Below are 24,597 nucleotides of genomic sequence, written 5' to 3'. Positions count from 1 at the left end.
AGCACCTAATTAAACTTGCGTGATAAGGGGTACGCCCCTTATCACTTTAACAATCAAAAAGCGAAGCTCACCCCCCATCTTATGAGTCGCCAAAAGGAGCTAGGATATGACAATGGCTGTAGACCACAAGTCTCCACGCAAGCCACGGCAGATTACCGGCCGCATGGTTCTGTTCAGCCTTATCGCGTTCTTCGGTGCTATCGCCGCTATGAATGCTGTTATGATCTATATTGCGCTCGACACCTTCCCAGGACTGGAAGTCGATAGCTCCTACAAGGTAAGCCAGCGATACAACAAAGAAATCGCCAAGGCGAATGCTCAGGCCGCTCTGAACTGGAGCGTAAATGCTGCCATTGAACGCAACGGTGATGGCTCTGCCCATATTCGCGTTCTGGCTAAAGACAAAGCTGGTGCTCCAATCACTGGCGAAATGGTCACCGTTAAACTGCACCGCCCAACAATCACCGCAGCTGATCAGGACCTAATTCTGTCTGAGCGCTCCGCAGGTGAATATGTAGCCAATGCATCTGGCATTGGCGCGGGCAACTGGAACGTGGTCGTAGAAATCGCGGATCGAAGTGACAAAACACTTCCGATCTTCCGTTCCAAAAACAAGATTTTCTTCGCTGAGTAAGGCGGTAATAGCATGTCTGCGCCTGAAAGGGATTGGGCTGCATTCGTAACAAATACCGATGACGGTAAGGCTCATATGGACCTTGCTGTTGACGGTATTACGTGTGCTGCATGTATGTACGAAATCGAGCGTGGCCTCCAGAAATTGGATGGTGTAGAAAAAGCACGCGTAAACCTGTCATCCCACCGTCTTTCAGTGGACTGGGATGGAGAGAAGACCAATCCATCTCCTATTGTCGATCTTCTCCAAAGGCTGGGCTATAAAGCGTATCCTTTTGATCCTGCTCAGGTAAAATCCCGCGGCGATGCTGTGGGCAAAGAGATCTTGCGCGCACTGGCCGTCTCTGGCTTTGCAGCAATGAATATCATGCTGTTGTCCATCTCAATCTGGTCTGGCAACGCATCAGATATTGATCCTGAGACCCGGTCTTTCTTCCATTGGGTTTCCGCACTAATCGCACTGCCAACCGTCGTTTACTCTGGCCGTATTTTCTTCCGCAGTGCCTACATGGCTGTGAAGACAGGCCGTTTGAACATGGATGTACCAATCACAATCGGGGTGTTGCTCGCAACTGGCCTTTCCATGTGGCAAACCGTTCAGGAAGCAGAGCACGCTTATTTTGATAGCGCAGTGATGTTGTTGTTCTTCCTGCTCGTTGGCCGTTACTGCGATCATCTCATGCGCAGAAAAACGCGTTCTTTTGCGGAAAACCTCGCGACTTTGAAGGCTGAGAGCGCTGCTAAGATACAAGAGGACGGCAGCGCACTCGATGTGCCTCTGTCTAAATTGTCTATTGGTGATCGTGTTCTGGTCAGAGCTGGTGAGCGCATTTCCGTCGATGGCAAGATCTCCACGGGCACATCAGAAGTCGATCAGAGTCTAGTGACAGGTGAAACCTTGTTACAGCCTGTCGGGGAAGGGGACCTCGTCTACGCTGGTACCATGAACACCTACGGCGTGTTGAAGATTGAAGTAACTGCTGCTGCAAAAGGCACACTGCTTGATGAAGTGAACAGACTTCTGGAAACGGCTATGGAAGGTCGATCCAAGTACGTTCATATCGCAGATCGCGCCTCACAGCTTTATGCGCCCGTTGTGCATGCGGCTGCCCTACTGACGCTTGTGGGCTGGATCATGCTCGGCATGGCATGGCAACCGGCTTTGGTCATAGCGATCTCTGTTCTCATCATCACATGCCCCTGTGCTTTGGGGCTTGCAATTCCGGCAGTTCAGGTTGTGGCAAGCGGCTTGTTCTTTAATGAACGAGTTCTACTGAACGCTGGTGATGCGATTGAGCGTCTGGCGACAGTTGATACCATTGTGTTCGACAAGACTGGCACACTGACATTGCCAGAAGCTTCACTCTCAAAGGAGCATGGTCTCTCTGCGGAGCAGCTAGAACTGGCGGGTCGTCTTGCTCTGTCTTCTTCACATCCATTGTCTCAGGCCATCGCAAGAGCAACCGGCGCACAACAAGCACTGCCAGATGCAAAAGAGAGTGCGGGCAAAGGGGTGGAAGCTGTCGTCGATGGAATGTGTGCGAAGCTAGGCTCTCCCGCATTTTGCGGTGTTTCTGATGAGCAGCTCGAACAAGCAAAAACGCAGCAACCGGATGCCTCCTTTGTCGCTTTCCAATCTGGAGACAAGCCTGCACAATTGCTTCCCGTTGGCCAGTTTATGAGGGAAGGGGCAACTGAAACGATCCAGAAGCTCAAAACTGCGGGCTACACAATTGAAATTCTCAGTGGTGACCATAAAGGTGCAGTCGAACACGCAGCGCAGATGCTTAGTGTTGAAAGTTGGCAAGCTGCTATGAAGCCTCAAGACAAGATCGACCATATCGAAAAACTGAAAGCACAAGGCAAGAAGGTTTTGATGGTTGGTGATGGCCTCAATGATGCCCCCTCGCTCGCGGCAGCAAACGTATCCATCTCGCCCGTTTCAGCGGTTCACGTTAGTCAGGCAGCAGCAGACGCTGTCTTTTTGGGAGATAACCTTGCGCCCGTTATGAGCGCACTGACTATCTCAAAGAAAGCGCGCTGGGTGATGAACCAAAATCTCGCCATTTCTGTTGTCTATAACTTGATTGCAGTGCCGTTTGCAGTGCTAGGTTTTGTCACACCTCTTGTTGCAGCCTTGGCTATGTCGGGATCTTCCATTATTGTGACACTCAACGCTGTACGCCTGAGAATGCTCGCAGGCTCATCTACTCAGCCCAATCCGGAGGCCTGAACAGAACTATGGAAGTCTTAATCTACCTCATTCCAATTGCGCTGTTTCTTGGTGGCGCAGGTTTGGTAGCGTTCTTATGGTCCCTCCGCTCTGGTCAGTATGATGATATGGAAGGGCCGAAGTGGCGTATACTGGATGATGGTGATTTGCAGGAAAACAGTACACCGGTAGAAGCTGCTAAACGCAAGGTTTCCTGAGCAGGGACCTCAGCGTCACGAGCTGTATTTAGCGAAAAGAAATATGAAATGAGAGGCTTGTAAGCGACCCGTTTCAAGCCTTTTTCTTTGCAGCATTATAAGCAACAAAAAAGGCCAGCAAATTTGCCGGCCTTTTGCAATGAATTGAGGTGGCGTTTAACCGCCAGCAAACTGATAAACAGCCTGGCCTTGCGCAGCATCCAGATCTTCTTCCGCTGGAGCATCGGTGAATGGCAACTCAAGAGTCTGCCATACATCCACCAGAGCATCGCGCAGATGATCAATCAGGGCATCGTTGTGGACTGGGCCCGGAGTGATGCGCAGACGCTCAGTGCCGCGTGGAACTGTTGGGTAGTTGATTGGCTGAATGTAGATGCCATGCTTATCCAACAGCAAATCGGTTGCCTGCTTACATAGATCAGGATCAGCAACAAGCACTGGAATGATGTGCGTGTCAGAAGGCATCACAGGGAGGCCTGCTGCTTTCAGTACATCTTTTGTGCGCTGTGCCTGACGCTGCTGACCTTCGCGCTCTACACCGGATTCCTTCAGGTGCTTGATGGAAGCTGTTGCTGCCGCAGCAAGTCCTGGTGGAATAGCAGTGGTAAAGATGAAGCCTGGAGCATAGGAGCGAACCGCATCAATGATAGTCTGAGAGGCAGTGATATAACCGCCCATCACACCGAATGCTTTCGCCAGTGTTCCTTCAATGATGTCGATGCGATCCATGACCGCGTCACGTTCAGCAATACCTGCGCCGCGCGGACCGTACATGCCAACAGCATGCACTTCGTCGATGTAGGTCATCGCATTGTACTTGTCGGCAAGGTCACAAATGCGCTCGATCGGTGCGATATCGCCATCCATGGAGTACACGGATTCAAACACGATCAGCTTTGCGCGGTCGTTCCCAGCAGACTTGAGCAAGTCTTCAAGGTGCTCAAGGTCATTATGACGCCATACTTTCTTAGAAGTCCCTGCGCCGCGAACACCCGCAATCATGGAAGCGTGGTTCAGCTGGTCAGACAGGATCAGGCAATCAGGAAGCAACTTTGCAATTGTCGAAATGGACGCTTCGTTGGAAACAAAACCACTTGAGAAAACGAGGGCGCCTTCTTTTCCGTGGAGGTCTGCGAGTTCTTCTTCAAGCTGTACCAAAGGGTAGTTCGTGCCCGAGATGTTACGCGTACCGCCTGCGCCAGCTCCCATGCGCTGAACGGTTTCTGTCATGGCATCAATAACTTTAGGGTGTTGGCCCATCCCCAGGTAGTCGTTTGAACACCAAATGACGATTTCACGGAGGTTTTGATTTTCCTTACGCCACAGTGCGTGTGGGTGACGCCCTGCAATGCGTTCGAGATTAGCAAATACGCGGTACCGTTTTTCATCCTTCAAAGAAGCAATCGCCTCATTGAAGATATTTTGGTAGTCCATTTTTTGCCCCTTATATTGCGGCGGTATTATTCGGCGATACTTTAGAGTTAGCCTAAACTTAGCGATAATCCTTATCCCTGTCGAAGGACACATTGACGCGGTCCATGGAATTGCGGATTTATCAAAGGATTTTTTCACCTAACGCATATCAGCCTATATATATCGCAGACATAGTCTTTGACATAGAACTATAATTGGGCAGTCTTGCAATTTGTTATGTTCTCTGCCACACCTTGTAACTAATAACTGAATTTCTGTTCTAATTTAATTGGGTTGCGTCAAGTGACCGGGGCATAACTGCGTGAGTATAGACCTCTCATCCTTATCGTTTTTGGTGGTTGAAGACAGCGCTTATATGCGCACAATTCTGCGTACAATGCTTCAAGGGTTTGGAGCCCGGAAAATCGTCGAAGCGGAAGATGGAGCATCTGGTCTGGAGGCGATGGATCGCGCTAATCCGGATATCCTGATTCTCGACTGGGTTATGCCAATTCTCGACGGGGCTGATATGGTGCGCATGATCCGTACCCAGAATAATCCGTACGCTTATATCCCGATTATTATGGTCACGGCCCATACCGAACGCAGCCGCATTATCGAAGCCAGAAAGCTGGGCATCCACGAGTTGCTGTGTAAGCCGATTTCTGCCAAAGCGCTCTATCAACGCATTGCATCGATTATTCTTCAGCCAAGAGACTTTGTGAAAACAGCAGGTTATTTCGGCCCAGCACCGCGTGAAATCCGCGGACACAAAAAGAACTGGGACGGAAACAGCATCATTGGCGAGGCAAACTCAGCCACGATGGTCTGAGTTTTCTTTTTCGCAATGAGGCATGCAACAACCTCCTCGGAGGCGTTGAGTTGCCCCCAAGGTGGATCATCTATGACACCTACAGAGCGGAGAGGGCCTTGATCGCTTGATCCCATTTCTCTGATGGAAGACTGGATACCAATCGAATGAGCTTGGCGAACTCTGCTTCCTCAAGTTGGTAGCGAAGCATCTGTAGCTCTGCTTCGGAAAACTTTCCGTGTGCTGCTGTCGGGACATCTGCGTCGATGACTGCCTGATCCATTTTTACCTCCTGAAACTCCAACAAAATGAATATCAGCGGACACTTGCGCGAGAGCTCATGCAAGTGCGCTTGGGAGGCATACCCTCTTCCCCGATCCGCAAAACGGTTGGTTGGAAAACTACCCCAATACGCCCCCAAGACCACAGAAACGTCGCAGGACTCCCGTCACATGTAAACCAACTCCAAGATGAAATTTGGTCGAATTGTGGCACGTTGCATCTCAGGCACAGTGCCGCAAAGGCATGTAGAGCTCAGCTCAAGAACGTGGAATTTTATTTCATTGAGCTGATATTTATGTGTTCGGGTGAGTTTGTTTGTTTCGCGACCGCTTTGGATTATCGATGGATTACCGTTGATAAGTGCGATTGCTTGCCCTCAGAAAAGTCTGCGCGTTAGAGAGGGCTCACGGCAGAGTTGTAAATTGTTCTAAAATTCAGTGATTTTTTAAAATCAGATTTCACAGAACGCGCAACAGGAAGGCAATGCGCATGACGTTAATCGGTGAAACGATCGATTATAGAGAAGAATGGTGCTGCCGGAGAGATTTGAACTCTCGACCTCTCCCTTACCAAGGGAGTGCTCTACCCCTGAGCTACGGCAGCGCGCCGAAATTTGTGCAGTGCTGTTAGAAGAATGGTGCTGCCGGAGAGATTTGAACTCTCGACCTCTCCCTTACCAAGGGAGTGCTCTACCCCTGAGCTACGGCAGCATCGCATAAATATGAAGCACTTAAGTGCTTCTCGTATCTTCCAAACCAGCGTATTTTGCAACGAGGTAAGTGCTCCGCAGGCAGCGCCCTCGGAACGAGGAGGCTTATGTCATAACCCTTTTAAACCTGCAAGGGGTTTTATTGGCAGTTCTGTGGAAACTGAATAACACAGTGAAATGAGAGCATTGCCATGCACTTGTCGTATATTAGGGCACTTGGCTTCAATCCCGTCCTCGTGTACCTGTTGAGCATGACAGATTCAAAGAAAACCGAAACGACGGGCAACCAGTCAAAGTCCGTAGCAAAGCCAAAAAACGACCCGAAAGCAGATCGTTTGGCCGAAGCCTTACGCGCCAATCTGCGTCGCCGAAAACAGGCTGCTAAGAAGAACACTGACGAAGACTAGAGATTGCTGCATGCGCTTTGCTCAATAGCGAGGGCGTTAAGTAAAAATCTAGCATTTATCGCTAAATTGAAAATATATGGAAATCTCGCCGAAAACTTCAGGTTTTGGGTGGAGTAGGATGTTGCGGTCCTTGTAAGTCCTGCTAATGCGAAATATCAGCAGGATCTATTGGGGAAAACCGTTGGGGAAGAAACTAGGCAGAAGCGCTGCCTTGCTTATGCCACAGCCCTGATGTTAGTGGACACGATCAATTCTTCTTCAAATTTGTGTTTCCCGCCGCGGGCTTTATTGGGGTTATAGAAGTATGGACAAAATTCGTATTGTTGGTGGCAATCAGCTTAATGGTGTTATTCCGATCTCAGGCGCGAAGAATGCTGCGCTGCCTTTGATGATCGCGTCACTGCTCTGCGAAGATACGTTGACCCTTGAGAATGTGCCCCGCTTGCGCGATGTCGCACTTCTCACTCAGATTCTTTCCAATCACGGTGTAGATTATTCGGTCGACGGCAAACGGGCAGGTCAGGATACAATGACCGGCCAGACCATTCACCTGAATGCCAGCAACATTGTCGACACAACAGCTCCATATGAGCTGGTGTCCAAAATGCGTGCAAGCTTCTGGGTCATCGGTCCATTGCTCGCACGTATGCATACAGCCCGTGTGTCTCTGCCAGGGGGGTGTGCAATCGGGACGCGTCCGGTTGACTTCTTCATCGACGGACTGAAGGCACTCGGTGCTGATATCGAGATGGATCGCGGCTATGTTCAGGCAGATGCCAAGGGCGGCCTGAAGGGTGGTCGGGTCGTTTTCCCGAAAATCTCCGTGGGTGCAACACACACAGTCATGATGGCTGCGACACTGGCCAAGGGCGAGAGCGTGATCGAAAACGCCGCTCAGGAACCAGAAGTCGCCGATCTTGCAAACTGCCTGATTGGCATGGGTGCAAAGATTGAAGGTGCTGGCACCGACACAATCCATATTCAGGGTGTAGACAGCCTGGGCGCACATCGCCATCCGGTTATTCCTGATCGTATCGAAACCGGGACCTATGCCATGGCAGTGGCAATGACAGGCGGTGAAGTCACTCTGGAAGGCGCGCGCGGCGATCTTCTCGAAGGTGCACTGGATGTCCTTCGTCAGACCGGAACAGAAATCACTGAAACCAATATGGGTCTCAAAATTAAGCGCAACGGTGCTGGTATCAGCCCGGTAGACGTTTCCACTGAGCCGTTCCCGGGTTTCCCAACAGATTTGCAGGCGCAGTTCATGGCACTCATGACCCGCTCCAAGGGTGTGAGCAAGATCACTGAAAACATCTTCGAAAACCGTTTCATGCACGTTCAGGAACTGGCACGCCTAGGCGCCAAGATCACACTGGACGGGCAGGTGGCTTCTGTTGAGGGCGTTGAAACCCTGCGCGGTGCTCAGGTTATGGCAACAGACCTTCGCGCATCTGTTTCTCTCGTCATCGCTGGTTTGGCGGCAGAAGGTGAAACGACGGTCAGTCGTGTCTATCACCTTGATCGAGGCTTTGAGCGACTGGAAGAGAAGCTGTCTCGCTGCGGTGCGGTGATCGAGCGTATCTCGGCCTAACGAAAACGAAGCAAATGATTTGAACCCGGTCTGTTTTTCAGTCCGGGTTTTTTCATGGAGATATTCTCAAAGAAACTGGATCAGAGCTTCATGCTTGAAATCTGCTGCGTTCATTCATAGATGTTTTTCTGTAAATTGTTGTAATAGTAAGGATGTCTCGCGCTATATACGGTGCGTGAGGCTAGGGAAATCTGCAAGGGATTAATATGGAACAGGTAAAACCAATGAAGCTGATGGCGCTGGATCAGGAAGATTTGCAGATCATCTCTTCCATGGTGCAGGACAGTGTTCTGAAACTCGCAGATATCAAGTACTTACCTGCTGAGCGCCGCCTGGTGCTGACAATGAATCGATACCTTTGGGAAACAGACGAAAACAACCAGAAACGAAGAATGCGGGCACGGTCCGTTCTTTCTGTGTCGCGGGTGGATGCGGTCAAAGCTCAGAAAATCAACCAGACAAACAAAGACATGGTCCTGTCTTTGCTCTGTGTGCTGTTTGAAGAGACAAATGCACCGGCTGGTCAGTTGAAGCTTGAGTTTTCCGGTGGGGCTGCTATTGCAGCAAATATCGAGTGCATCGAAGCGCAACTGGCAGATCTGGGCTCCGTTTGGGAAACTGAAAGCAGACCTGAACATGATCTAGAAGGCTAGTTGGAAAGCGCGGGATAGTTTCGTAAAATCCCGGCACAACCTGAAGGCTTGGACTGCATTTCGAAAATTCTGACATCATCTCGGGAAGAACAGTCCCGGGAATTATAGTAAATTGGGAACGATAACGTGGCGATTAAGCTCTCCTCAAAGTCTGAAGGTTTCGAAGAAGAAATTCGTGCCCTGCTTGGAAGCAAGCGGGAAACTTCAGAGGATGTGGATCATATCGTGCGCGACATTCTGCGGGATGTCGAAATGCGCGGTGATGCAGCTGTGCTCGAATACACCAACAAATTTGACCGCATGTCGGCCAAATCTATGGACGAGCTGAAAGTAACTGAAGCGGAGATAGAGGTAGCTGTTGCTCAAATCCCTGCTGAAACACTGGAAGCCTTGCAGCTTGCCCACGATCGTATTCGTTCCCACCATCAAAAGCAGCTGCCCGAAAGCTACACCTACAAAGATGCCATCGGCGTAGAGCTAGGCGCCATCTGGACTGCTGTGGAAGCTGTTGGTGTGTATGTCCCTGGCGGTCTTGCCAGCTATCCGTCTTCTGTGCTGATGAATGTCGTGCCTGCAAAGGTTGCCGGCGTTGAGTGCATCGTAATGGTGGTTCCAAGCCCTGATGACGTGCTCAACCCACTCGTGTTGGCAGCAGCTAAGATGTCTGGTGTCTCAGAGATCTACCGCGTAGGCGGGGCTCAAGCTGTTGGTGCGCTGGCATATGGCACAGAAACAATTGCACCGGTCTCCAAGATTGTTGGTCCGGGCAATGCCTATGTTTCAGCAGCAAAGCGCCGTGTGTTTGGAACTGTCGGCATCGATATGATCGCTGGCCCATCCGAAATCCTCGTCGTTGCTGACAAAGATAATAACCCGGACTGGGTTGCTGTCGATCTGCTCTCTCAGGCAGAGCATGATCCGGTTGCGCAGTCCATTCTCATCACGGACAGCGAAGAACTGGCAGCGGCTGTAGAAGAGGCCGTGGAGCGTCAGCTCACCACGCTGCCACGTGCAGACGTTGCGCGTCAGAGTTGGAATGACTTCGGAGCGATCATCACCGTTGACAATTTAGATGATGCAATGGTGCTCTCCAACCGTTTTGCACCAGAACATCTTGAGCTGTGTGTTGAGGACCCTGATGCACTGCTGCCAAAAATGAGAAATGCTGGCGCAGTTTTTGTTGGACGTTACACACCAGAAGCGATCGGCGATTATGTCGGCGGTTCAAACCATGTGCTGCCGACGGCTCGCTCGGCGCGCTTCTCCTCTGGTCTGTCTACGCTGGAGTTCGTAAAGAGAACTTCGCTTCTGCGCTGTAACCCGGAAAATCTCGCACAGATCGGCCCTGCAGCCGTCACACTGGCAGAAGTGGAAGGTCTGCAGGCGCATGGACGTTCAGTCTCTATTCGCTTAAACCACTAGTTAATTGATCCAGGACGGAAAAGATCGCTTGATGAATAAGGAAGTCCCTGTAAACGAAGAACAGAGACAACAAGGAATAGAACGCCTTTTTGAGGTGGTCCTTGATCCGGATTCTATTGTGCGCGCCGACAAAGACGTCGAGCGGGAGCGAAAAATTGCGATCTTTGATCTGGTAGAGGAAAACATGTTTTCTCCGGTCGGGCCCGATCAGGGCCCGTACCGATTGGACCTGGCTATGATCAAGCGTAAGCTTGTGCTGGGAGTTCGGGATGAAATGGGCAGCGAAATCGCAACCCACATCCTCTCGCTCACCCCTTTCAGGAAGATCATTAAAGACTACTTCATGATCTGTGAGAGCTACTACGATGCAATTCGCAGTGCCTCACCAAAACAGATCGAAGCAATCGATATGGGGCGTCGTGGACTACACGACGACGGCGCCTGCATATTGGAAGAGCGCCTGAAAGGGAAAATCACCATCGACCATCAAACCGCCCGACGACTGTTTACGCTCATTTGCGCCTTGCAGCACCGGGGGTAAGTATGGCCGAGTTTATGTCACGGCCAAGTTCCATCCTGTTTATCTGCAGAATGAACGCCGTACGCTCTCCGATGGCAGAGGGCTTGACCCAACTGCTCTACCCCAAACAGGTCTATACGCGCTCCTGTGGCGTCTTTGCAGGCGAACGTGATCCGTTTGTCGACTCTGTTATGGATGAGCTTGGGATGGACCTGAGCAATCACCATCCAAAAACATTTGAGGATCTGGCCGAAGACGGGTTCGACCTCATTGTTACGCTTGCTCCAGAGGCCCACCACATGGCATTGGAGCTGACACGCGCACAGCACGTCGATGTTGAGTACTGGCCGACGATTGACCCGACAGTGGCAACAGGAAGCCGTTCACAGATCATGGATGCGTACAGAGCGGTGCGTGATACGCTTAAGAGAAAGATAGAACAACGTATGCAATAAGCTGCTGAAAATACTCTACGCGTGGCCTTTGCATGTGTTTTCCACCCCAAAACAAGGAATAAGCGGTAAAACTCGTCAAACTGCCCTCCAAGAAATGGAGGTAGCCTGTTCACTTTTGGCGAGTTATCCGGTAGGTTCCGCGAAAATTCCATTTAACTAATCAGGAATCCTAATGGCTAAAGAAGAAATGCTGGAGTTTCCAGGCGTCGTCGTCGAACTCCTTCCTAATGCGACTTTTCGTGTGAAACTTGAAAACGATCACGAAATTATCGCTCACACTGCTGGTCGTATGCGTAAAAACCGTATTCGCGTTCTGGCTGGCGATAAAGTGCTCGTGGAAATGACGCCATATGACCTGACAAAGGGTCGTATCACCTATCGCTACAAATAAGCGATCCACTGAGCGCGGGTTCATGATGAGCCTGCCTTAGTTGAGCTCTGGTCTGTAATTCATCGGGGAACTGGCATATGACCAAAGAACTGCCGTTAGTATTGGCCTCCGGGTCACCACGTCGTCTGGCGTTGCTTCAGCAGATTGGTATAGAACCGGAATTCCTCCTGCCTGCAGACATTGATGAGACGCCTGTGCGTGGGGAAAGCCCGCGCGCGCTGGCTCAAAGACTTGCACGCGGCAAAGCAGCCGCTGCACGTGTTCTGATCGACCGGGATGACGAAAAAGCGCATTCCATCATCCTGGGGTCTGACACAGTTGTTGCAGTAGGACGCCGCATCCTGCCAAAGGCCGAGAGTAAGGAGCAGGCCAGCGTCTGCCTTCAACTGCTTTCCGGTCGCATGCACAAGGTTTACACCGGCGTTTGCGTGAACATGCCTGATGGCGTGGTTCGCACAAAACTGGTTGAAACCCGCGTACGTTTCCGTCGTCTGTCTTCTCATGACACAGAAAAGTACCTCGCCTCAGGGGAGTGGCGTGGTAAAGCAGGCGGCTACGCTATTCAGGGCCTTGCTGGCGCGTTTATTGCGCGTGTGATTGGATCTTACCCAAGCGTTGTCGGTTTGCCTCTGCTGGAGACCGCAAGCCTCTTACAGTCAGCTGGCTACCCAACTCAAAAAACATGGGACGAAGACGCCGTACCTGCTGCATAGGCAGGAGAAGGCTAACGCGCAAACCCACCCACAGTTTGCACATATCGTGGTGACAGGCTCGCAAGTGCATTGCGCAGCTCCTGAGTTGGTTTGCCATAAACCGTCATGCCTGTTGGGTGCAATGTGTCCATAAACTGCTTGGCATAGGTGTTGGAGAACCACGTCAGGTGCAACATTGCTGAGTTGCTGTCCTTGAAGCTCGTAAAAATCTCGCAGGATTGCCCGTCTTCGCTCAGGTACCAGACATAAGCTGTGGCATCACCCTGCATTTGCTGGACTGCTTTCACCATCTCCACCATTAGTCCTTCAAAGACTTTTGGTTCTGCGGTGGCCAGGTGCGCTGTCAGGATCCAAGAAACTTCATTGTTCATTATACGCTTCCCCGGTGTTCGCGAGATACTTTCAAATCCATACAGAACTCATTGTGTATCCCTAAAACGTGGTTCTGGTATTCGGATAAGGATACGAGCATGTTCAAAAGTGCCTGCCTATGGCTAATCTTAGTCTGAACTCTAATTGCTGCAAAGTTGTTTGCAGCTAAACTGTTTAACGCCTTAAATTTAGGAGATAATTTGCAGTTGTGAAGGGGGGCTGACGCTCCGTTACTCCAAATTCAACAAAACCATCAAAATGATCTGATTTTATCTCTTGATGTCCTGTAGATTTCTGGCTAGAGGCACTGGCAGATGCTCTGCTGAGCCGGATAGGTGAACAGCCATATCTGCGAAGATCAAAACTAGCAGTTGAGAGAGATGATGAAGAAGCCATCAGTAAAATGCCCGATCTGCGAGAAACCAGCGCAAGAGGCAACAAAGCCGTTTTGCTCAGACAGGTGTAAACAGGTGGATCTCAACAAGTGGTTGAGTGGTCATTATTCCGTACCCGCGGTTGAGGAAGAGTTCTCTGAATCTGATATCACTGACCTAGAAAATTCACGTATTCTGCACTGAGCATTTGGGGATAAATATTTCGAGAATCTAAGGGTTTTTTCGATAAATTTTACCAAATTCGGGTGTTTTCTACCTCTGATTTATTGAGCCAACAAATTGATATATTATAAGGATTCTCAACAATCCTACCCCTTGTAATAGGTACTAATAAGGCTCGCGATTAAAAAGTCAGGCTCTGAATTTTTTTTCAGTTAGATGGCGAAATATATCTCCTTTAGTCTTGTGCCTGTCACAGTTATGGGCAATTGTACCGAGCGTGTTCTTGGGAGGTTTGCGCGGATATAGAGATTCTCGCGTAGCCGTCTCGTTAAATTGCTTGGGGCAATTGAATAAAGGCAAGACCTATGAAAAAGCATCTCTTGGGCGCAACTGCGCTTTTGTTGTCTTTTGGCGTTTCTGCGCCGGCTATGGCAGAATTTGATCTGACCATTTTGCATACGAATGATTTCCATTCCCGCATTGAGCCAATCAACAAGTACGACTCGAATTGTTCCGCAAAGGATGATGCAAAAGGCAAGTGTTTGGGTGGCACTGCCCGTTTGGAAACAGCAATCAAAGAGCGCCGTGCGGCTGCTAAAAACTCTATCCTCGTGGATGGTGGTGACCAGTTCCAGGGTTCTCTGTTCTACACTTACTACAAAGGTAAGGCTGCTGCTGAGTTCATGAACACTCTTGGTTACGACGCAATGACCGTCGGCAACCATGAGTTTGATGATGGTCCAGAAGTTCTGCGTGGCTTCATGGATATCGTGAACTTCCCGGTTCTTCTTGCAAACGCTGACTTCTCCAAAGAAGGCAAGCTGATCGGCGTTCTGAAGCCTACCTCTATCGTTGAGCGTGACGGCGAAAAAATCGGTTTCATCGGCCTGACGCCAGATGATACTCATGAGCTGTCCAGCCCTGGCGATCATGTTACATTCTACGACCCAATCGAAGCAGCTAACAAACACGTTGCTGAGCTTCAGGCGCAGGGTGTGAACAAGATCATCGTTCTGTCTCACTCCGGTTATGACGTTGATAAGAAAATCGCTGCTGCTGTAGACGGTATTGATGTGATTGTTGGCGGTCACACCAACACGTATCTGTCCAACACTTCTGACCGTGCTGAAGGCCCATACCCAACTTGGGTTGAAGCTCCAAACGGTAAGAAAGCTGCGATCGTATCTGCATACGCTTACGGCAAATTCCTTGGTGAGCTGAACGTGAAGTTCGACGACAACGGCGACGTGATCGAAGCTGTTGGCGAGCCAATCATCATGGACGCGAAGGTTGCTGAAAACGAAGTAACCAAAGCACGTATCGCAGAACTTGCTGGTCCGCTTGACGAAATTCGCACCGAAGTTATCGGCGCAACTGCAGCACCAGTAGATGGTGACCGCAAGTCTTGCCGCGCACGTGAGTGTGAAATGGGTGTTCTCGTAGCTGACGCTATGCTTGCAGCAACCAAAGACAAAGGCGTTGAAATCGCAATCACCAACGGTGGTGGTCTGCGTGCTTCTATCGACGCTGGCGAAGTAACCATGGGCGAAGCTCTGGCAGTTCTTCCTTTCCAGAACACTCTGGCGACCTTCGAACTTCAGGGTAAGTTCATCAAAACTGCTCTGGAAAACGGTCTGTCCAAGATCGAAGAAGGCGGCGGACGCTTCCCACAGGTTGCTGGTCTGAAGTTCACCTTCGATGCATCCAAGCCTGCTGGTGAACGTGTTGTTGAAGTAACCTTGGAAGACGGTTCTGCAATTGAAGCAGACAAAGTCTACAAGCTTGCAACGAATAACTACGTTCGTAACGGTGGTGACGGCTACAAGATCTTTGCAGCAGAAGGTAAGAACGCATACGACTACGGCCCAGGCCTTGAGTTCGTACTTGCTGACTTCCTGAAAGCGCAGGGCGGTGCATACGAGCCTAAACTGGCTGGTCGCATCACTGACGCAACTGCAAAGTAAGCTGGCCTTGTTGAGTAGATGAATTTAAGCCGGAGGCTCACGCCTCCGGCTTTTTCTTTGCCTTGCTCATTATTGCTCTTTTCAAACAGAGACTTGCACAAAAGCGCATTGACCCCTTACAAATATGCAGCTTCTGAACTTCAAAAGGCGTGTGAACGTGAGCATTCTCGAAACGGAACAACAAAAGCTCATTGATCGCTTTCACGCACAAAAGCCAATCCGCTCATGGTCAATGATCATCTCGATCTTTGGAGACTGCGTTGCTCCGCGTGGTGGCGAGCTCTGGATGGGAAACATCACCGAGATCATGCAGATGGTTGGGATCAACTCCGGAGTGGTCCGCACCGCCATGTCTCGTCTGGCCACCGATGGCTGGTTGGAGCGCACACGCATTGGTCGTAACTCGTTCTATCGCCTTACCAAAATGGGCCGCGAGGCTTTTGATCAGGCAACGCCGCGCATTTATGCCCGCGGTCCGGCGAACGGGAATGGCAACTGGATCACGGCAATTCTGAGTGAAGGGGAGGGGCGGGCTGAACGCCGGGAACACCTGACAGATCAGGGCTTTGGCGTGATTGCCCCGAACGTGTTGATTAAACCGGACATCGGCCAGCAATTGCCCAAATCCTCAGAGAAGGTCGTGTTTATGCAATCCACGGCGCAACCTGACAAAGCCGTGCAGCTTGCCCGGCAAGCCTGGAACCTGGAGAGCCTGCAGCAGGGATACCGCGAGTTCATTGAGAATTACAGCGGCTTGCAAGCACTTCTTGAGTGTGGAAGTCGTGCTCCTATTGCACCAGAAACAGCTCTGATTATCCGTATCATACTGATCCATGACCTCCGACGATTGGTTCTCAGAGATCCTGAGCTGCCTTTACAAGCCCTGCCAGATAAGTGGGAGGGAAGCGTTGCACGAGAACTTGCAGCGGGCATCTACAACACTCTGAGAGATCACGGTGAGGTCTGGCTTGATTCTAACGCCAAGAATGCAGAGGGCGCTTTGCCATCTCCTGAACCTGCTTTTTTTGAACGGTTCCAACCTTTGTAATCATTAGCGAATTTAGAATTGTCCTAAAATGCACCCTTAAATGTTACAAAAAAAACTTGTGAGAATGGTATTCTGTGACATATTGAAGCGGAAACGAACATTGGTGTGCTCTTGGGAGGGACCTTACCTATGTACACGCAAGCATTGAACAACCCGGCCGTTGACGCTGGTGTTGAGGACGAAGAGAAGCTTGCAGCTTTTCAAGCTCGCATTGATCGTGAAGAGAAGATTGAGCCCAACGACTGGATGCCAGCAGCCTATCGCAAAACGTTGGTCCGGCAGATCTCTCAGCATGCGCACTCAGAAGTGGTCGGCATGTTGCCAGAAGGCAACTGGGTGACGCGGGCTCCGTCCTTGAAGCGCAAAGCCATCCTACTTGCCAAGATTCAGGATGAGGGTGGTCACGGCCTCTACCTCTATTCCGCTGCAGAAACCCTGGGTGTTTCCCGTGAGGAACTGGTCGATCAGTTGTTGACCGGAAAAGCCAAATACTCCTCCATCTTCAACTACCCAACCCTCAACTGGGCTGATGTCGGGGCTGTTGGCTGGCTGGTCGATGGTGCTGCGATCATGAACCAGATCCCGCTATGTCGCTGTTCTTTCGGGCCATATTCCCGCGCGATGATCCGCATCTGTAAGGAAGAGAGTTTCCACCAACGTCAGGGTTACGATCTTCTCGTTGCCATGATGAAAGGCACAGCGGAGCAGCAGGAGATGGTTCAGGACGCCGTCAACCGGCTCTGGTGGCCGGCGCTGATGATGTTTGGCCCCTCAGACAAGGACAGTAAACACTCAGCCGTTAGCATGAAGTGGAAGATCAAGCGCTTCACCAACGATGAACTTCGTCAAAAGTTCGTCGATGCCACTGTGCCTCAGGCAAAGGTGCTTGGCATTTCTTTGCCGGATCCTGATCTCAAGCTGAATGAGGAAACTGGGCATTGGGAGCATGGTGAACCGGACTGGGACGAGTTTTACAACACCATTAAAGGCAATGGCATCTGCAACAAGCAGCGGATGAAAGACCGCATCAAGGCGCATGAGGACGGTGCCTGGGTGCGTGAGGCTGCGCAGGCGTACGCTGCAAAGCAAGCCGCAAAGAAATCAGCTGCTTAAGGGAGGGCAGAACATGAGCGAACAAGCAACACCACTTTGGGAAGTATTCATCAGAGCGCGCAATGGCATGTCTCATAGACATGCAGGTTCTGTCCATGCAGCTGATGCGGAGATGGCTCTGCAGGCAGCGCGAGACGTTTACACACGCCGCGGAGAAGGGCTGTCTATCTGGGTTGTCCCATCAGCAGCAATCATCGCGAATGATCCGGACGAGAAGGGCGAGATGTTTGAGCCAACAGCTTCAAAGATCTATCGCCACCCGACGTTCTATGAGTTGCCTGACGAAGTCGCGAATATGTAAGGAGGCCATGATGACAGATACGCCACTATTTACATATTGCATGCGGCAGGCTGATGACTCCGCAATTCTGAGTCAGCGACTGGGCGAATGGTGTGGTCACGCTTCTCACCTGGAAGAAGACATCGCACTCACCAATATCGCGCTTGATCTCATAGGCCATGCCCGTGAGCTCTACACCTATGCAGGGCAAATCGAAGGCAAGGGCCGCGACGAAGATGCCCTGTGTTTCCATAGGGTTGAGCGGGAGTTCAATAATCTTCTACTGGTCGAACAGCCCAATGATGACTTCGCCTATGCCATCATGCGACAGTTCCTCTTCTCCGCGTTCATGCACCCGTTCTGGGAAGCGATGATGAACTCGAAAGACGAGCAACTGGCTGGTCTGGCAGCGAAAGCAGAGAAAGAAGCAGCCTACCATCTGCGCCATTCTGCTGAGTGGGTGATCCGTCTGGGAGACGGCACCGAGGAGAGCCACAATCGCATCAGTGATGCGTTGGAGTTCCTCTGGATGTACACCGGCGAGATGTTTGAATGTGACGAAGTTGTATCATCGTTGGTTGCCAAAGAAGTTGCTGTAGATCCTATGTCTATCAAGCACTTATGGGACGAGACGGTGAACACCGTTCTGGCACGAGCCAATCTGGAACGCCCAACTGAAAGCTGGATGCAGACAGGTGGCCGTAAGGGCGAGCACAGCGAGCATCTGGGACATATTCTGTCGCCAATGCAGTATCTGCAGCGCTCGTTCCCACAAGCCCAGTGGTGATCGGGAGCTAACCCATGGCAGTTGCAGCGAAAATTCTGAGATCTGAGTTAGATCAAAAGGCCTGGAATGCGGTGTGCGATGTACCCGATCCTGAGGTGCCGGTGCTCACCATAGAGGACCTTGGTGTCCTGCGCGATGTGCACGTGCAGGCAGATGGCTCTGTAGAGGTGACCATCACACCAACCTACACCGGTTGCCCGGCCATGAGCATGTTCGCTTTCGATATTGAAGCGGCTCTGCTATCCGCTGGTTTTGAGAGGGTGGATGTAAAAGCCGTTCTCACGCCAGCCTGGACCACCGATTGGCTCTCAGAAAAAGCGCGTGAAAAGCTAAGGGTTTACGGCATTGCACCTCCAAACGGCAAGGCCTCGCGCCGGGCCTTGTTTGGCGAGGAGCAAGTCTGTTGCCCCAAGTGCAACTCTGCCAACACCAGCCGTATTTCCGAGTTTGGCTCTACTGCTTGCAAAGCGCTGTACCGCTGCAATGATTGCTCCGAGCCTTTTGATTATTTCAAGTGCATCTGACCCGCTCGGCTGAAAGGCTCCGGTAGATGTAAGGGAGGAAACCATGTCACCACGGTTTCATAGATTGAAGATCAAGTCAGTCCATCAGGAAACAGAGGAAGCTGTCTCTATCGCCTTTGAAATTCCTGCGGACCTGAAGTCAGATTACTCTTTTATTCCAGGGCAGTATCTCACCCTGCGCGAATTTATTAATGGCGAAGACACACGCCGGTCCTACTCCATTTGCTCGTCTCCCAAGGATGATGACATCCGCGTTGCGATCAAGAAAGTGGAGGGTGGCCGCTTCTCAAGCTTCGCTCTGGATCATGTCTCTGTTGGCAATGAGATTGATGTGATGACCCCGATGGGCCGCTTCAACCTGCCAAGAGGAACCACTGAAGAAGCAAGGGTTTACGCCGCTTTTGCAGCTGGGTCCGGCATCACGCCAATCATGTCCATGGTACAGGCTGTACTGGAAGACGAGCCGAACAGCCACTTCTTCCTGTTCTACGGCAATAAGAATTCCCAGAGCGTGATCTTCAAGGATCAGCTGGATGACCTGAAGGATCGCTTCCTCGATCGCTTGAGTGTCTACCATGTTCTGTCTCGTGAAGAGCAGGAGCTGAGCCTCTTCAATGGTCGTTTAACATCTGAAAAGATTGAGGAATTCATCACCAAGACCGTTGGTGAGAACAGCATCGACCACGTCTTCCTTTGTGGCCCGGGCGATATGATTGAGGCAGCCAAACAAGCCTGTAATAGCCATGGCATTCCGCTGGAACACATCCATAACGAGCTCTTTGTGCCTGCTGATGGCGGTGATCCGCACGCAGCCCATAAAGCCAAGGATTCCAGCGCTGTAGACCATAAGGCCAAGGTCTCCATGATCGTTGATGGTGCACGCCACGACGTCACTCTGGAGCCGGGTGAAACCATCATTGATGGTGCCCTGCGGTTGGGCATAGAAGCACCGTTCTCCTGTAAGGGCGGAATGTGCTGCACCTGCCGCGCCAAGGTGGTCTCCGGTAAAGTCGACATGGCCGTCAACTACTCGCTGGAACCATGGGAGATTGAGGCAGGCTACGTGCTCACTTGCCAGTCCAGACCGAAAACAGACGATGTAACAGTCGATTACGACGACATCTGATCTATCAAAACGATAGTTTGCGTTGGTTTGAAAGGAAAAGTCGGAATTTGCGTTATTCCGGCTTTTCTTGCGTTCTTATGTCAGCACCACACGTTCAAACGGCTTTTGCGACCGGAACGGGGAATACCAGATCGTAAACCCAGTTGTAGACAAAGGCGTAAACCAGAAAGAACATCGCAAAGCCGATATCAAGCAGCAATGCCTGAACAAAATTCATCTGCAGAAGCCACATGATTGCGACAATGCCAAATCCAAGCAGCCCGCCTTCAAACAACAGGGCGTGCACAATACGCAAGGCAACAGTCCTTGGCTTGGTACCACGGTTGGCCACATACCATTTGTCGAAGAGCCAGTTGTAAAGAAAGTTCCAGCCCATGGCGATCAGGGACATGACCAGTCCAAGAACACCAATCTCTGAAATGGAATGGCCAGTAATCCAGCTTCCAAACACCGCGACGATGGAAAGGGCGATCCCTTCAAACAGCACGGAGTGTCGAACTCTGTCCCAGAAACTTCTCATGTCACACCTATCTATCTAAGTAGCTTTCTGGATAGATATATTCAAACTATCTTTCTGGCAAGATTTAATTTAGAAAACCGATAGAGTTGTGATGATCTCAGTGAATGATAAGCGATCACACTGAGTCATCCTGTTTCGTACTGACTATTGAAATGTCATATTAGAGATCGGTCCGGCAGAGTTCAAAGCTGCCACCGCTCTGCGGTTCTATCCAAATGCAAATTCCTGGTTTACTATTTTCCCGGACTGTGGCTGACTTTGGGTTGATTTGGAAACGAATCTCTATTGATTTTAATGAATTCCAAAGAGTGAATTTTCGAGAGTGTGCTTCCTATGAAACGCCGTTATCTGCTAGTTGCGCTCGCCGTTGTGCTGGTTGCTGCATCCGTACTGACTTATCTCATAGAGACCGGAGAACGTGGACCAGGAGGTCAGGAACGGCCCATCCGAAACCTGAACGTAACCCGACTTGACGCAGCTAAGATCGAAGATTTGAGTTGGGACCCAAAGAGGCTGGACGCAGTTTTTAACTATGCTGCCGGTTTGAGCACTGACAGCTTCATGATCGTCACCAATGGTCAAAGGGTTGGCGCATTCGGTGATCTCTCAAAATCCTATAGTGTTCATTCGATAAGAAAATCGCTTCTGAGCGCTCTGGTTGGTCAGCAACTGGCTTCGCATACAAACGAACTGCGCCTTGAGGCGACGCTGCTGGAACTGGGCATTGATGATGCCCCGGTTCCGCTAACGCAGTTGCAGCGACAAACAACCGTGCGCCATTTGCTGCGAAGTGTTTCAGGTATTAACCACCCTGCAGCCGCATCAGGTAGCCTGCAAGCGGATATAGACAGGCGTTTAGGGTATGCAGAAAACCAGCCGGGTACCATCTGGGCTTACAACAACTGGGACTATAACGCGCTGACGACAGTCTTTGAGAAGGCAACAGGCTCCGGGATTGCAGAGTTGTTTGATATCGGGATCGCACAACCTGTCGGGATGCAAGACTTTGATCGCTCTGCCGTGTCTTATATGTTTGATCCTCAGCAGTCCGAACATAGGGCAGCAATGTTCAAATTGTCTGCGCGTGATCTGGCAAGAGTTGGTAGTCTCTACCTCAATCGCGGAGCTGCTGGTGGACAACGCATTCTTGCTGAAAACTGGATAGACCTCATTACGACCGATTTCACTGAAACAGGCTTTGGCGGGCTGCGAAACGGGCATGGATATCTGTGGTGGATACCCGCAGAAGAAACTGGTTTGCCTGAGGGGACTTTCTGGGCGTGGGGGCTGGGAAATCAGGCACTCATAGTGATCCCAAAATGGAATACGGTCATCGTCCACCAGTCAGACACCACCGAGTTCCTGAAGCGATTTTTACCCCTGACCCTTAGTGAAAAAATGACCGGAGAAGAGGCGATAATGCAGCTAATTCTCTCATGCCGCAAACCCGCCGCCCGCGAAACTGAATATTGCATCGAGCATCGCTTTATCGCTCGGCGCGAGTTTGAAAAGCTAATATCATTGGTTGTTGCTGCAAGAGAATAAGGCGGTTGATGCAATCGCAATAAACGCACCTGCGCATATGGGCAAGATTAAAGTTCCAGGCAATTTCGCCGAAAACAGCGACAACCTACGGCCCCACCCTCGATGACCTCTGACCGCCAGAGGTTGCAGGGTTGACCGACCTGTGGCGTTCACAAACTGCTCAGACTGACGGAGAAATCCTCACAGCTATGACATTTTATAACTTAGAAAGTTGCCGTGGAAGCAATTTTGACGCATGTCAATATGCAACTTAATTTTCTGCTATGTGATCGGTATCGGCACACTTCCCGGAATCGAATAGCTTGTCGGTATGAGGCTCTATTGCTCTCCGACAGATGAGGATCTCATGTCGAAAGCCTACCCAATGGGCAAAGCCCTGGAACAGATGCGCCAGAACTGGCCAGAAGCTGTCTCTGTAGAAACCGAGCTGTTTCTGAGTATGAACCGGTTCAGCGAAATCCTCGATCAGAACTGCACAAAAGAGCTGGAGGTCTATGGCCTGACCAACGGCGCCTTTGAGGTGCTGGTGGCACTGCGAGGCCGTCCTGAGCCATGGGAAATGTCCCCCAGTGATTTGTACCGCGCTCTGCTGATGACTTCAGGCGGCATGACCAAGATCCTTAAGCAGCTGGAATTTGATGGCCTCGTCACGCGCATTGATCACGATACCGACAAACGCAGCAAGATCGTACGCCTGACCAACAAAGGCAAAACCACCGTGGAAAAAGCCATGGAAAGTGTCATGGCCGGCGACCGCCGCGTCATCTATCAAAACCTCACCAAAGAAGAAGTCCAATCCCTCCGCGACACACTCCTCAACGTGGTGGTCAAGCTGGGGGTGTAGGGGAGGGGACTATGTATCTTGCCACCAAACGTTGCTCACTCTCCCAGCCAACGCATTCAGATAAAACCGCACTCCGACGACTGTTCGCCAATGAGCAAACAAGAATGTTTCTGGGAGGAAAACAAAGCCCTGAAGCTATCGAAACCCGATGTGCAAGGGTGGTTGCTGAAGCAGGGGTGTATCATGCTGTAGTGCGATCCAGCAGAACCAACGAGTTCCTCGGCCTGCTCAGTCTAGCTCCTTATCATCAAGGAGAAGACATGGAAGTCTCCTACGAGTTCCTGCCGGAACATTGGGGGCAGGGATATGCAGAGGAAGCCCTCAAAGCGTTCCTGCCATTCGCTATGCAGGAGCTGAACCTGACATCCCTTCTCGCTGAAACCCAACTTCAAAACACCCGCTCCATCCGCCTGCTACAAAAACTGGGCATGCAACAAACCCGGCAACTTGAACGATTTGGCGAGCAGCAAGCTGTCTATCGGCTTGATCTTTGAGCAACCGGCTGCAGCTGGGTCTTCTCAGCAGCATGTTGAAAAACACATCTGCCTCTTGATTGCGGTAAGCCAGATTTCTATCCTTGCAGCAAGGCTAAGTCCAAGCCTCCGCCCTCCAATCCGGGAAGCATTGCACATGTAGGACGTCAGGATCAGAACCATACTGTTCGAGCAAGCGCATAAGGAGGGACTGCAATGTATGCTCTGAAGAGAGGGTTCTTCAATGAAACTGTCCAGTCCTGTTCACCAGCTGAAAAGACAAGCGAAGTTAACCGCACGCGAAAGTGGCATGCCACTGCATGCGGCGCTGGATCAGCTCGCGCAAAAAGAAGGCTATAGCAGCTGGAGCCACCTGTCGGTTTCTGGCTCACGGTCTGGCCGCGCTCAAAAATGCCTTCGCCAGTTAGACTGCGGAGACCTTGTTTTAATTGCTGCACGTCCGGGCCAGGGCAAAACTCTGTTTGGATTGGAACTGGCCATTCAAGCTGGCAGAGCAGGGGGCGAGAGTTACTTTTTTACCCTTGAGTATACGCCTGCAGATGTTTTGAAGCGTGTATCCCAGCTCGGCTATAATCCTGCTCAGATGAGGGAGGCTTTCCATCTGGATTGCTCTGATGAGATTTGTGCCCGCTACATCATCAATGAACTTCGGCATGCGCCCTCAAAGACGCTAGTTGTTATTGATTACCTGCAGCTGCTCGATCAAAAACGCCAAAACCCCGAACTCTCCTTGCAGCTGAATGAGCTCAAAGAGTTTGCAAGGAAAACAGGGATCGTTATCACCTTGATTTCGCAGATTCAAAGGGACTTCGATCTGGCAATGAAACCCTTGCCGGACCTGTCTGATATTCGTCTTCCCAATCCGGTTGATCTGGCGGTTTTCACCAAATGTTGTTTTCTCCATAACGGAGAAATTGCATTTGAGGTGGTCAACTAAAACGCCCAATTGGTATTGAGCCAATGCAAAGCAGCTGCCTCGGATGTAAAGCG

28 protein-coding genes and 2 tRNA genes are annotated in these 24,597 nt (G+C 50.9%); 24 read left to right on the top strand and 6 right to left on the bottom strand.

Annotated elements, in window-relative coordinates:
• Positions 1-106 precede the first annotated feature (106 nt).
• The 3 genes from PsAD5_RS11090 to ccoS are packed head-to-tail and all read left to right on the top strand — an operon-like array spanning position 107 to position 3,063.
• Positions 107-634 carry a FixH family protein gene (locus PsAD5_RS11090; RefSeq protein WP_063292156.1) on the top strand — a complete coding sequence of 176 codons (528 nt, stop codon included), beginning with the start codon at positions 107-109 and terminating at the stop codon, positions 632-634.
• 12 nt (positions 635-646) lie between these two features.
• A complete protein-coding gene (locus tag PsAD5_RS11085; RefSeq protein WP_063292155.1) occupies positions 647-2,866 on the top strand; it encodes a cation-translocating P-type ATPase in 2,220 nt (739 codons plus the stop codon).
• Positions 2,867-2,874: 8 nt separating this feature from the next.
• Entirely contained in the window at positions 2,875-3,063 is a 189-nt protein-coding gene (ccoS, locus tag PsAD5_RS11080; RefSeq protein WP_057464974.1) for a cbb3-type cytochrome oxidase assembly protein CcoS, read from the top strand.
• A 156-nt stretch (positions 3,064-3,219) separates the two neighbouring features.
• On the opposite strand, the gene hemA is transcribed toward ccoS, so the two are convergent.
• Positions 3,220-4,497, bottom strand: coding sequence for a 5-aminolevulinate synthase (gene hemA, locus PsAD5_RS11075; protein ID WP_057464975.1), 1,278 nt, complete (start codon positions 4,495-4,497; stop codon positions 3,220-3,222).
• A gap of 301 nt (positions 4,498-4,798) precedes the next feature.
• Between hemA and PsAD5_RS11070 the strand changes: the two genes are divergently transcribed.
• Complete coding sequence (locus PsAD5_RS11070; RefSeq protein WP_082597066.1) at positions 4,799-5,308, top strand: response regulator; 510 nt, start codon at positions 4,799-4,801, stop codon at positions 5,306-5,308.
• A 79-nt stretch (positions 5,309-5,387) separates the two neighbouring features.
• Here PsAD5_RS11070 and PsAD5_RS11065 read toward each other — a convergent pair whose 3' ends face one another.
• The 3 genes from PsAD5_RS11065 to PsAD5_RS11055 all read right to left on the bottom strand — a co-directional run bounded on the left by PsAD5_RS11065 (position 5,388) and on the right by PsAD5_RS11055 (position 6,279).
• On the bottom strand, positions 5,388-5,570 hold the full coding sequence (locus PsAD5_RS11065) for a hypothetical protein (protein WP_057464977.1): 183 nt from the start codon (positions 5,568-5,570) through the stop codon (positions 5,388-5,390).
• A 527-nt stretch (positions 5,571-6,097) separates the two neighbouring features.
• Positions 6,098-6,172: transfer RNA gene (locus PsAD5_RS11060), tRNA-Thr, on the bottom strand.
• A gap of 32 nt (positions 6,173-6,204) precedes the next feature.
• Positions 6,205-6,279 (bottom strand) — tRNA-Thr (locus PsAD5_RS11055).
• A 190-nt stretch (positions 6,280-6,469) separates the two neighbouring features.
• Between PsAD5_RS11055 and PsAD5_RS11050 the strand changes: the two genes are divergently transcribed.
• The 8 genes from PsAD5_RS11050 (at position 6,470) to PsAD5_RS11015 (ending at position 12,433) form a co-directional block, all read left to right on the top strand.
• Positions 6,470-6,685: a hypothetical protein gene (locus PsAD5_RS11050; RefSeq protein ID WP_063292154.1), complete on the top strand. Its 216-nt coding sequence runs from the start codon at positions 6,470-6,472 to the stop codon at positions 6,683-6,685.
• A 304-nt stretch (positions 6,686-6,989) separates the two neighbouring features.
• The gene (gene murA, locus PsAD5_RS11045) at positions 6,990-8,279 is read left to right on the top strand and encodes a UDP-N-acetylglucosamine 1-carboxyvinyltransferase (protein ID WP_063292153.1); all 1,290 of its coding nucleotides are present in this window, start codon (positions 6,990-6,992) and stop codon (positions 8,277-8,279) included.
• Positions 8,280-8,485: 206 nt separating this feature from the next.
• Positions 8,486-8,932, top strand: a complete 447-nt coding sequence (locus tag PsAD5_RS11040; protein WP_057464980.1) for a DUF2948 family protein — start codon at positions 8,486-8,488, stop codon at positions 8,930-8,932.
• Positions 8,933-9,058: 126 nt separating this feature from the next.
• On the top strand, positions 9,059-10,354 hold the full coding sequence (hisD, locus tag PsAD5_RS11035) for a histidinol dehydrogenase (RefSeq protein WP_063292152.1): 1,296 nt from the start codon (positions 9,059-9,061) through the stop codon (positions 10,352-10,354).
• 31 nt (positions 10,355-10,385) lie between these two features.
• Positions 10,386-10,895 (top strand): UPF0262 family protein, encoded by a 510-nt coding sequence (locus PsAD5_RS11030; protein ID WP_057464982.1) that lies wholly within the window; start codon positions 10,386-10,388, stop codon positions 10,893-10,895.
• A 2-nt stretch (positions 10,896-10,897) separates the two neighbouring features.
• Positions 10,898-11,329, top strand: coding sequence for an arsenate-mycothiol transferase ArsC (locus PsAD5_RS11025; RefSeq protein WP_208980475.1), 432 nt, complete (start codon positions 10,898-10,900; stop codon positions 11,327-11,329).
• Between the two features lie 172 nt (positions 11,330-11,501).
• Positions 11,502-11,720 carry a translation initiation factor IF-1 gene (gene infA, locus PsAD5_RS11020; RefSeq protein WP_008549604.1) on the top strand — a complete coding sequence of 73 codons (219 nt, stop codon included), beginning with the start codon at positions 11,502-11,504 and terminating at the stop codon, positions 11,718-11,720.
• 77 nt (positions 11,721-11,797) lie between these two features.
• On the top strand, positions 11,798-12,433 hold the full coding sequence (locus PsAD5_RS11015; protein ID WP_057464983.1) for a Maf family nucleotide pyrophosphatase: 636 nt from the start codon (positions 11,798-11,800) through the stop codon (positions 12,431-12,433).
• 11 nt (positions 12,434-12,444) lie between these two features.
• On the opposite strand, the gene PsAD5_RS11010 is transcribed toward PsAD5_RS11015, so the two are convergent.
• Complete coding sequence (locus PsAD5_RS11010; protein ID WP_063292151.1) at positions 12,445-12,804, bottom strand: hypothetical protein; 360 nt, start codon at positions 12,802-12,804, stop codon at positions 12,445-12,447.
• Positions 12,805-13,185: 381 nt separating this feature from the next.
• On the opposite strand from PsAD5_RS11010, the gene yacG reads away from it, so the two are divergent.
• From yacG to paaE, 8 genes are all read left to right on the top strand, one after another.
• A complete protein-coding gene (gene yacG / locus PsAD5_RS11005; RefSeq protein WP_057464985.1) occupies positions 13,186-13,383 on the top strand; it encodes a DNA gyrase inhibitor YacG in 198 nt (65 codons plus the stop codon).
• A 344-nt stretch (positions 13,384-13,727) separates the two neighbouring features.
• Positions 13,728-15,326, top strand: coding sequence for a bifunctional metallophosphatase/5'-nucleotidase (locus PsAD5_RS11000; protein WP_063292150.1), 1,599 nt, complete (start codon positions 13,728-13,730; stop codon positions 15,324-15,326).
• Positions 15,327-15,483: 157 nt separating this feature from the next.
• A complete protein-coding gene (locus PsAD5_RS10995) occupies positions 15,484-16,374 on the top strand; it encodes a PaaX family transcriptional regulator (RefSeq protein WP_153041365.1) in 891 nt (296 codons plus the stop codon).
• A gap of 129 nt (positions 16,375-16,503) precedes the next feature.
• Positions 16,504-17,487: a 1,2-phenylacetyl-CoA epoxidase subunit PaaA gene (paaA, locus tag PsAD5_RS10990; protein WP_063292148.1), complete on the top strand. Its 984-nt coding sequence runs from the start codon at positions 16,504-16,506 to the stop codon at positions 17,485-17,487.
• A gap of 13 nt (positions 17,488-17,500) precedes the next feature.
• Positions 17,501-17,788, top strand: a complete 288-nt coding sequence (gene paaB, locus PsAD5_RS10985) for a 1,2-phenylacetyl-CoA epoxidase subunit PaaB (protein WP_054664467.1) — start codon at positions 17,501-17,503, stop codon at positions 17,786-17,788.
• Positions 17,789-17,795: 7 nt separating this feature from the next.
• Positions 17,796-18,554, top strand: a complete 759-nt coding sequence (paaC, locus tag PsAD5_RS10980; RefSeq protein WP_153041364.1) for a 1,2-phenylacetyl-CoA epoxidase subunit PaaC — start codon at positions 17,796-17,798, stop codon at positions 18,552-18,554.
• A 14-nt stretch (positions 18,555-18,568) separates the two neighbouring features.
• Complete coding sequence (gene paaD / locus PsAD5_RS10975) at positions 18,569-19,078, top strand: 1,2-phenylacetyl-CoA epoxidase subunit PaaD (protein WP_063292146.1); 510 nt, start codon at positions 18,569-18,571, stop codon at positions 19,076-19,078.
• A 43-nt stretch (positions 19,079-19,121) separates the two neighbouring features.
• Positions 19,122-20,204 (top strand): 1,2-phenylacetyl-CoA epoxidase subunit PaaE, encoded by a 1,083-nt coding sequence (paaE, locus tag PsAD5_RS10970; protein ID WP_063292145.1) that lies wholly within the window; start codon positions 19,122-19,124, stop codon positions 20,202-20,204.
• A 94-nt stretch (positions 20,205-20,298) separates the two neighbouring features.
• Here the strand turns inward: paaE and PsAD5_RS10965 are convergent, their stop codons facing one another.
• Positions 20,299-20,724 (bottom strand): PACE efflux transporter, encoded by a 426-nt coding sequence (locus PsAD5_RS10965; RefSeq protein ID WP_082597067.1) that lies wholly within the window; start codon positions 20,722-20,724, stop codon positions 20,299-20,301.
• Positions 20,725-21,057: 333 nt separating this feature from the next.
• Here PsAD5_RS10965 and PsAD5_RS10960 point away from each other — a divergent pair, with 333 nt between their 5' ends.
• From PsAD5_RS10960 to PsAD5_RS10945, 4 genes are all read left to right on the top strand, one after another.
• Positions 21,058-22,269 carry a serine hydrolase domain-containing protein gene (locus PsAD5_RS10960; RefSeq protein WP_063292144.1) on the top strand — a complete coding sequence of 404 codons (1,212 nt, stop codon included), beginning with the start codon at positions 21,058-21,060 and terminating at the stop codon, positions 22,267-22,269.
• A 346-nt stretch (positions 22,270-22,615) separates the two neighbouring features.
• Positions 22,616-23,113 (top strand): MarR family winged helix-turn-helix transcriptional regulator, encoded by a 498-nt coding sequence (locus PsAD5_RS10955; RefSeq protein ID WP_063292143.1) that lies wholly within the window; start codon positions 22,616-22,618, stop codon positions 23,111-23,113.
• A gap of 11 nt (positions 23,114-23,124) precedes the next feature.
• Positions 23,125-23,607: a GNAT family N-acetyltransferase gene (locus PsAD5_RS10950; RefSeq protein WP_063292142.1), complete on the top strand. Its 483-nt coding sequence runs from the start codon at positions 23,125-23,127 to the stop codon at positions 23,605-23,607.
• A 223-nt stretch (positions 23,608-23,830) separates the two neighbouring features.
• Positions 23,831-24,544, top strand: a complete 714-nt coding sequence (locus PsAD5_RS10945; RefSeq protein WP_063292141.1) for a DNA helicase — start codon at positions 23,831-23,833, stop codon at positions 24,542-24,544.
• Positions 24,545-24,597: the final 53 nt, after the last annotated feature.

The organism is Pseudovibrio sp. Ad5 (genome assembly GCF_001623095.1).
Lineage (GTDB): Bacteria > Pseudomonadota > Alphaproteobacteria > Rhizobiales > Stappiaceae > Pseudovibrio.
Note: the sequence above shows the minus strand (reverse complement) of the source record. Positions and strands in the feature narration are given on the sequence as shown.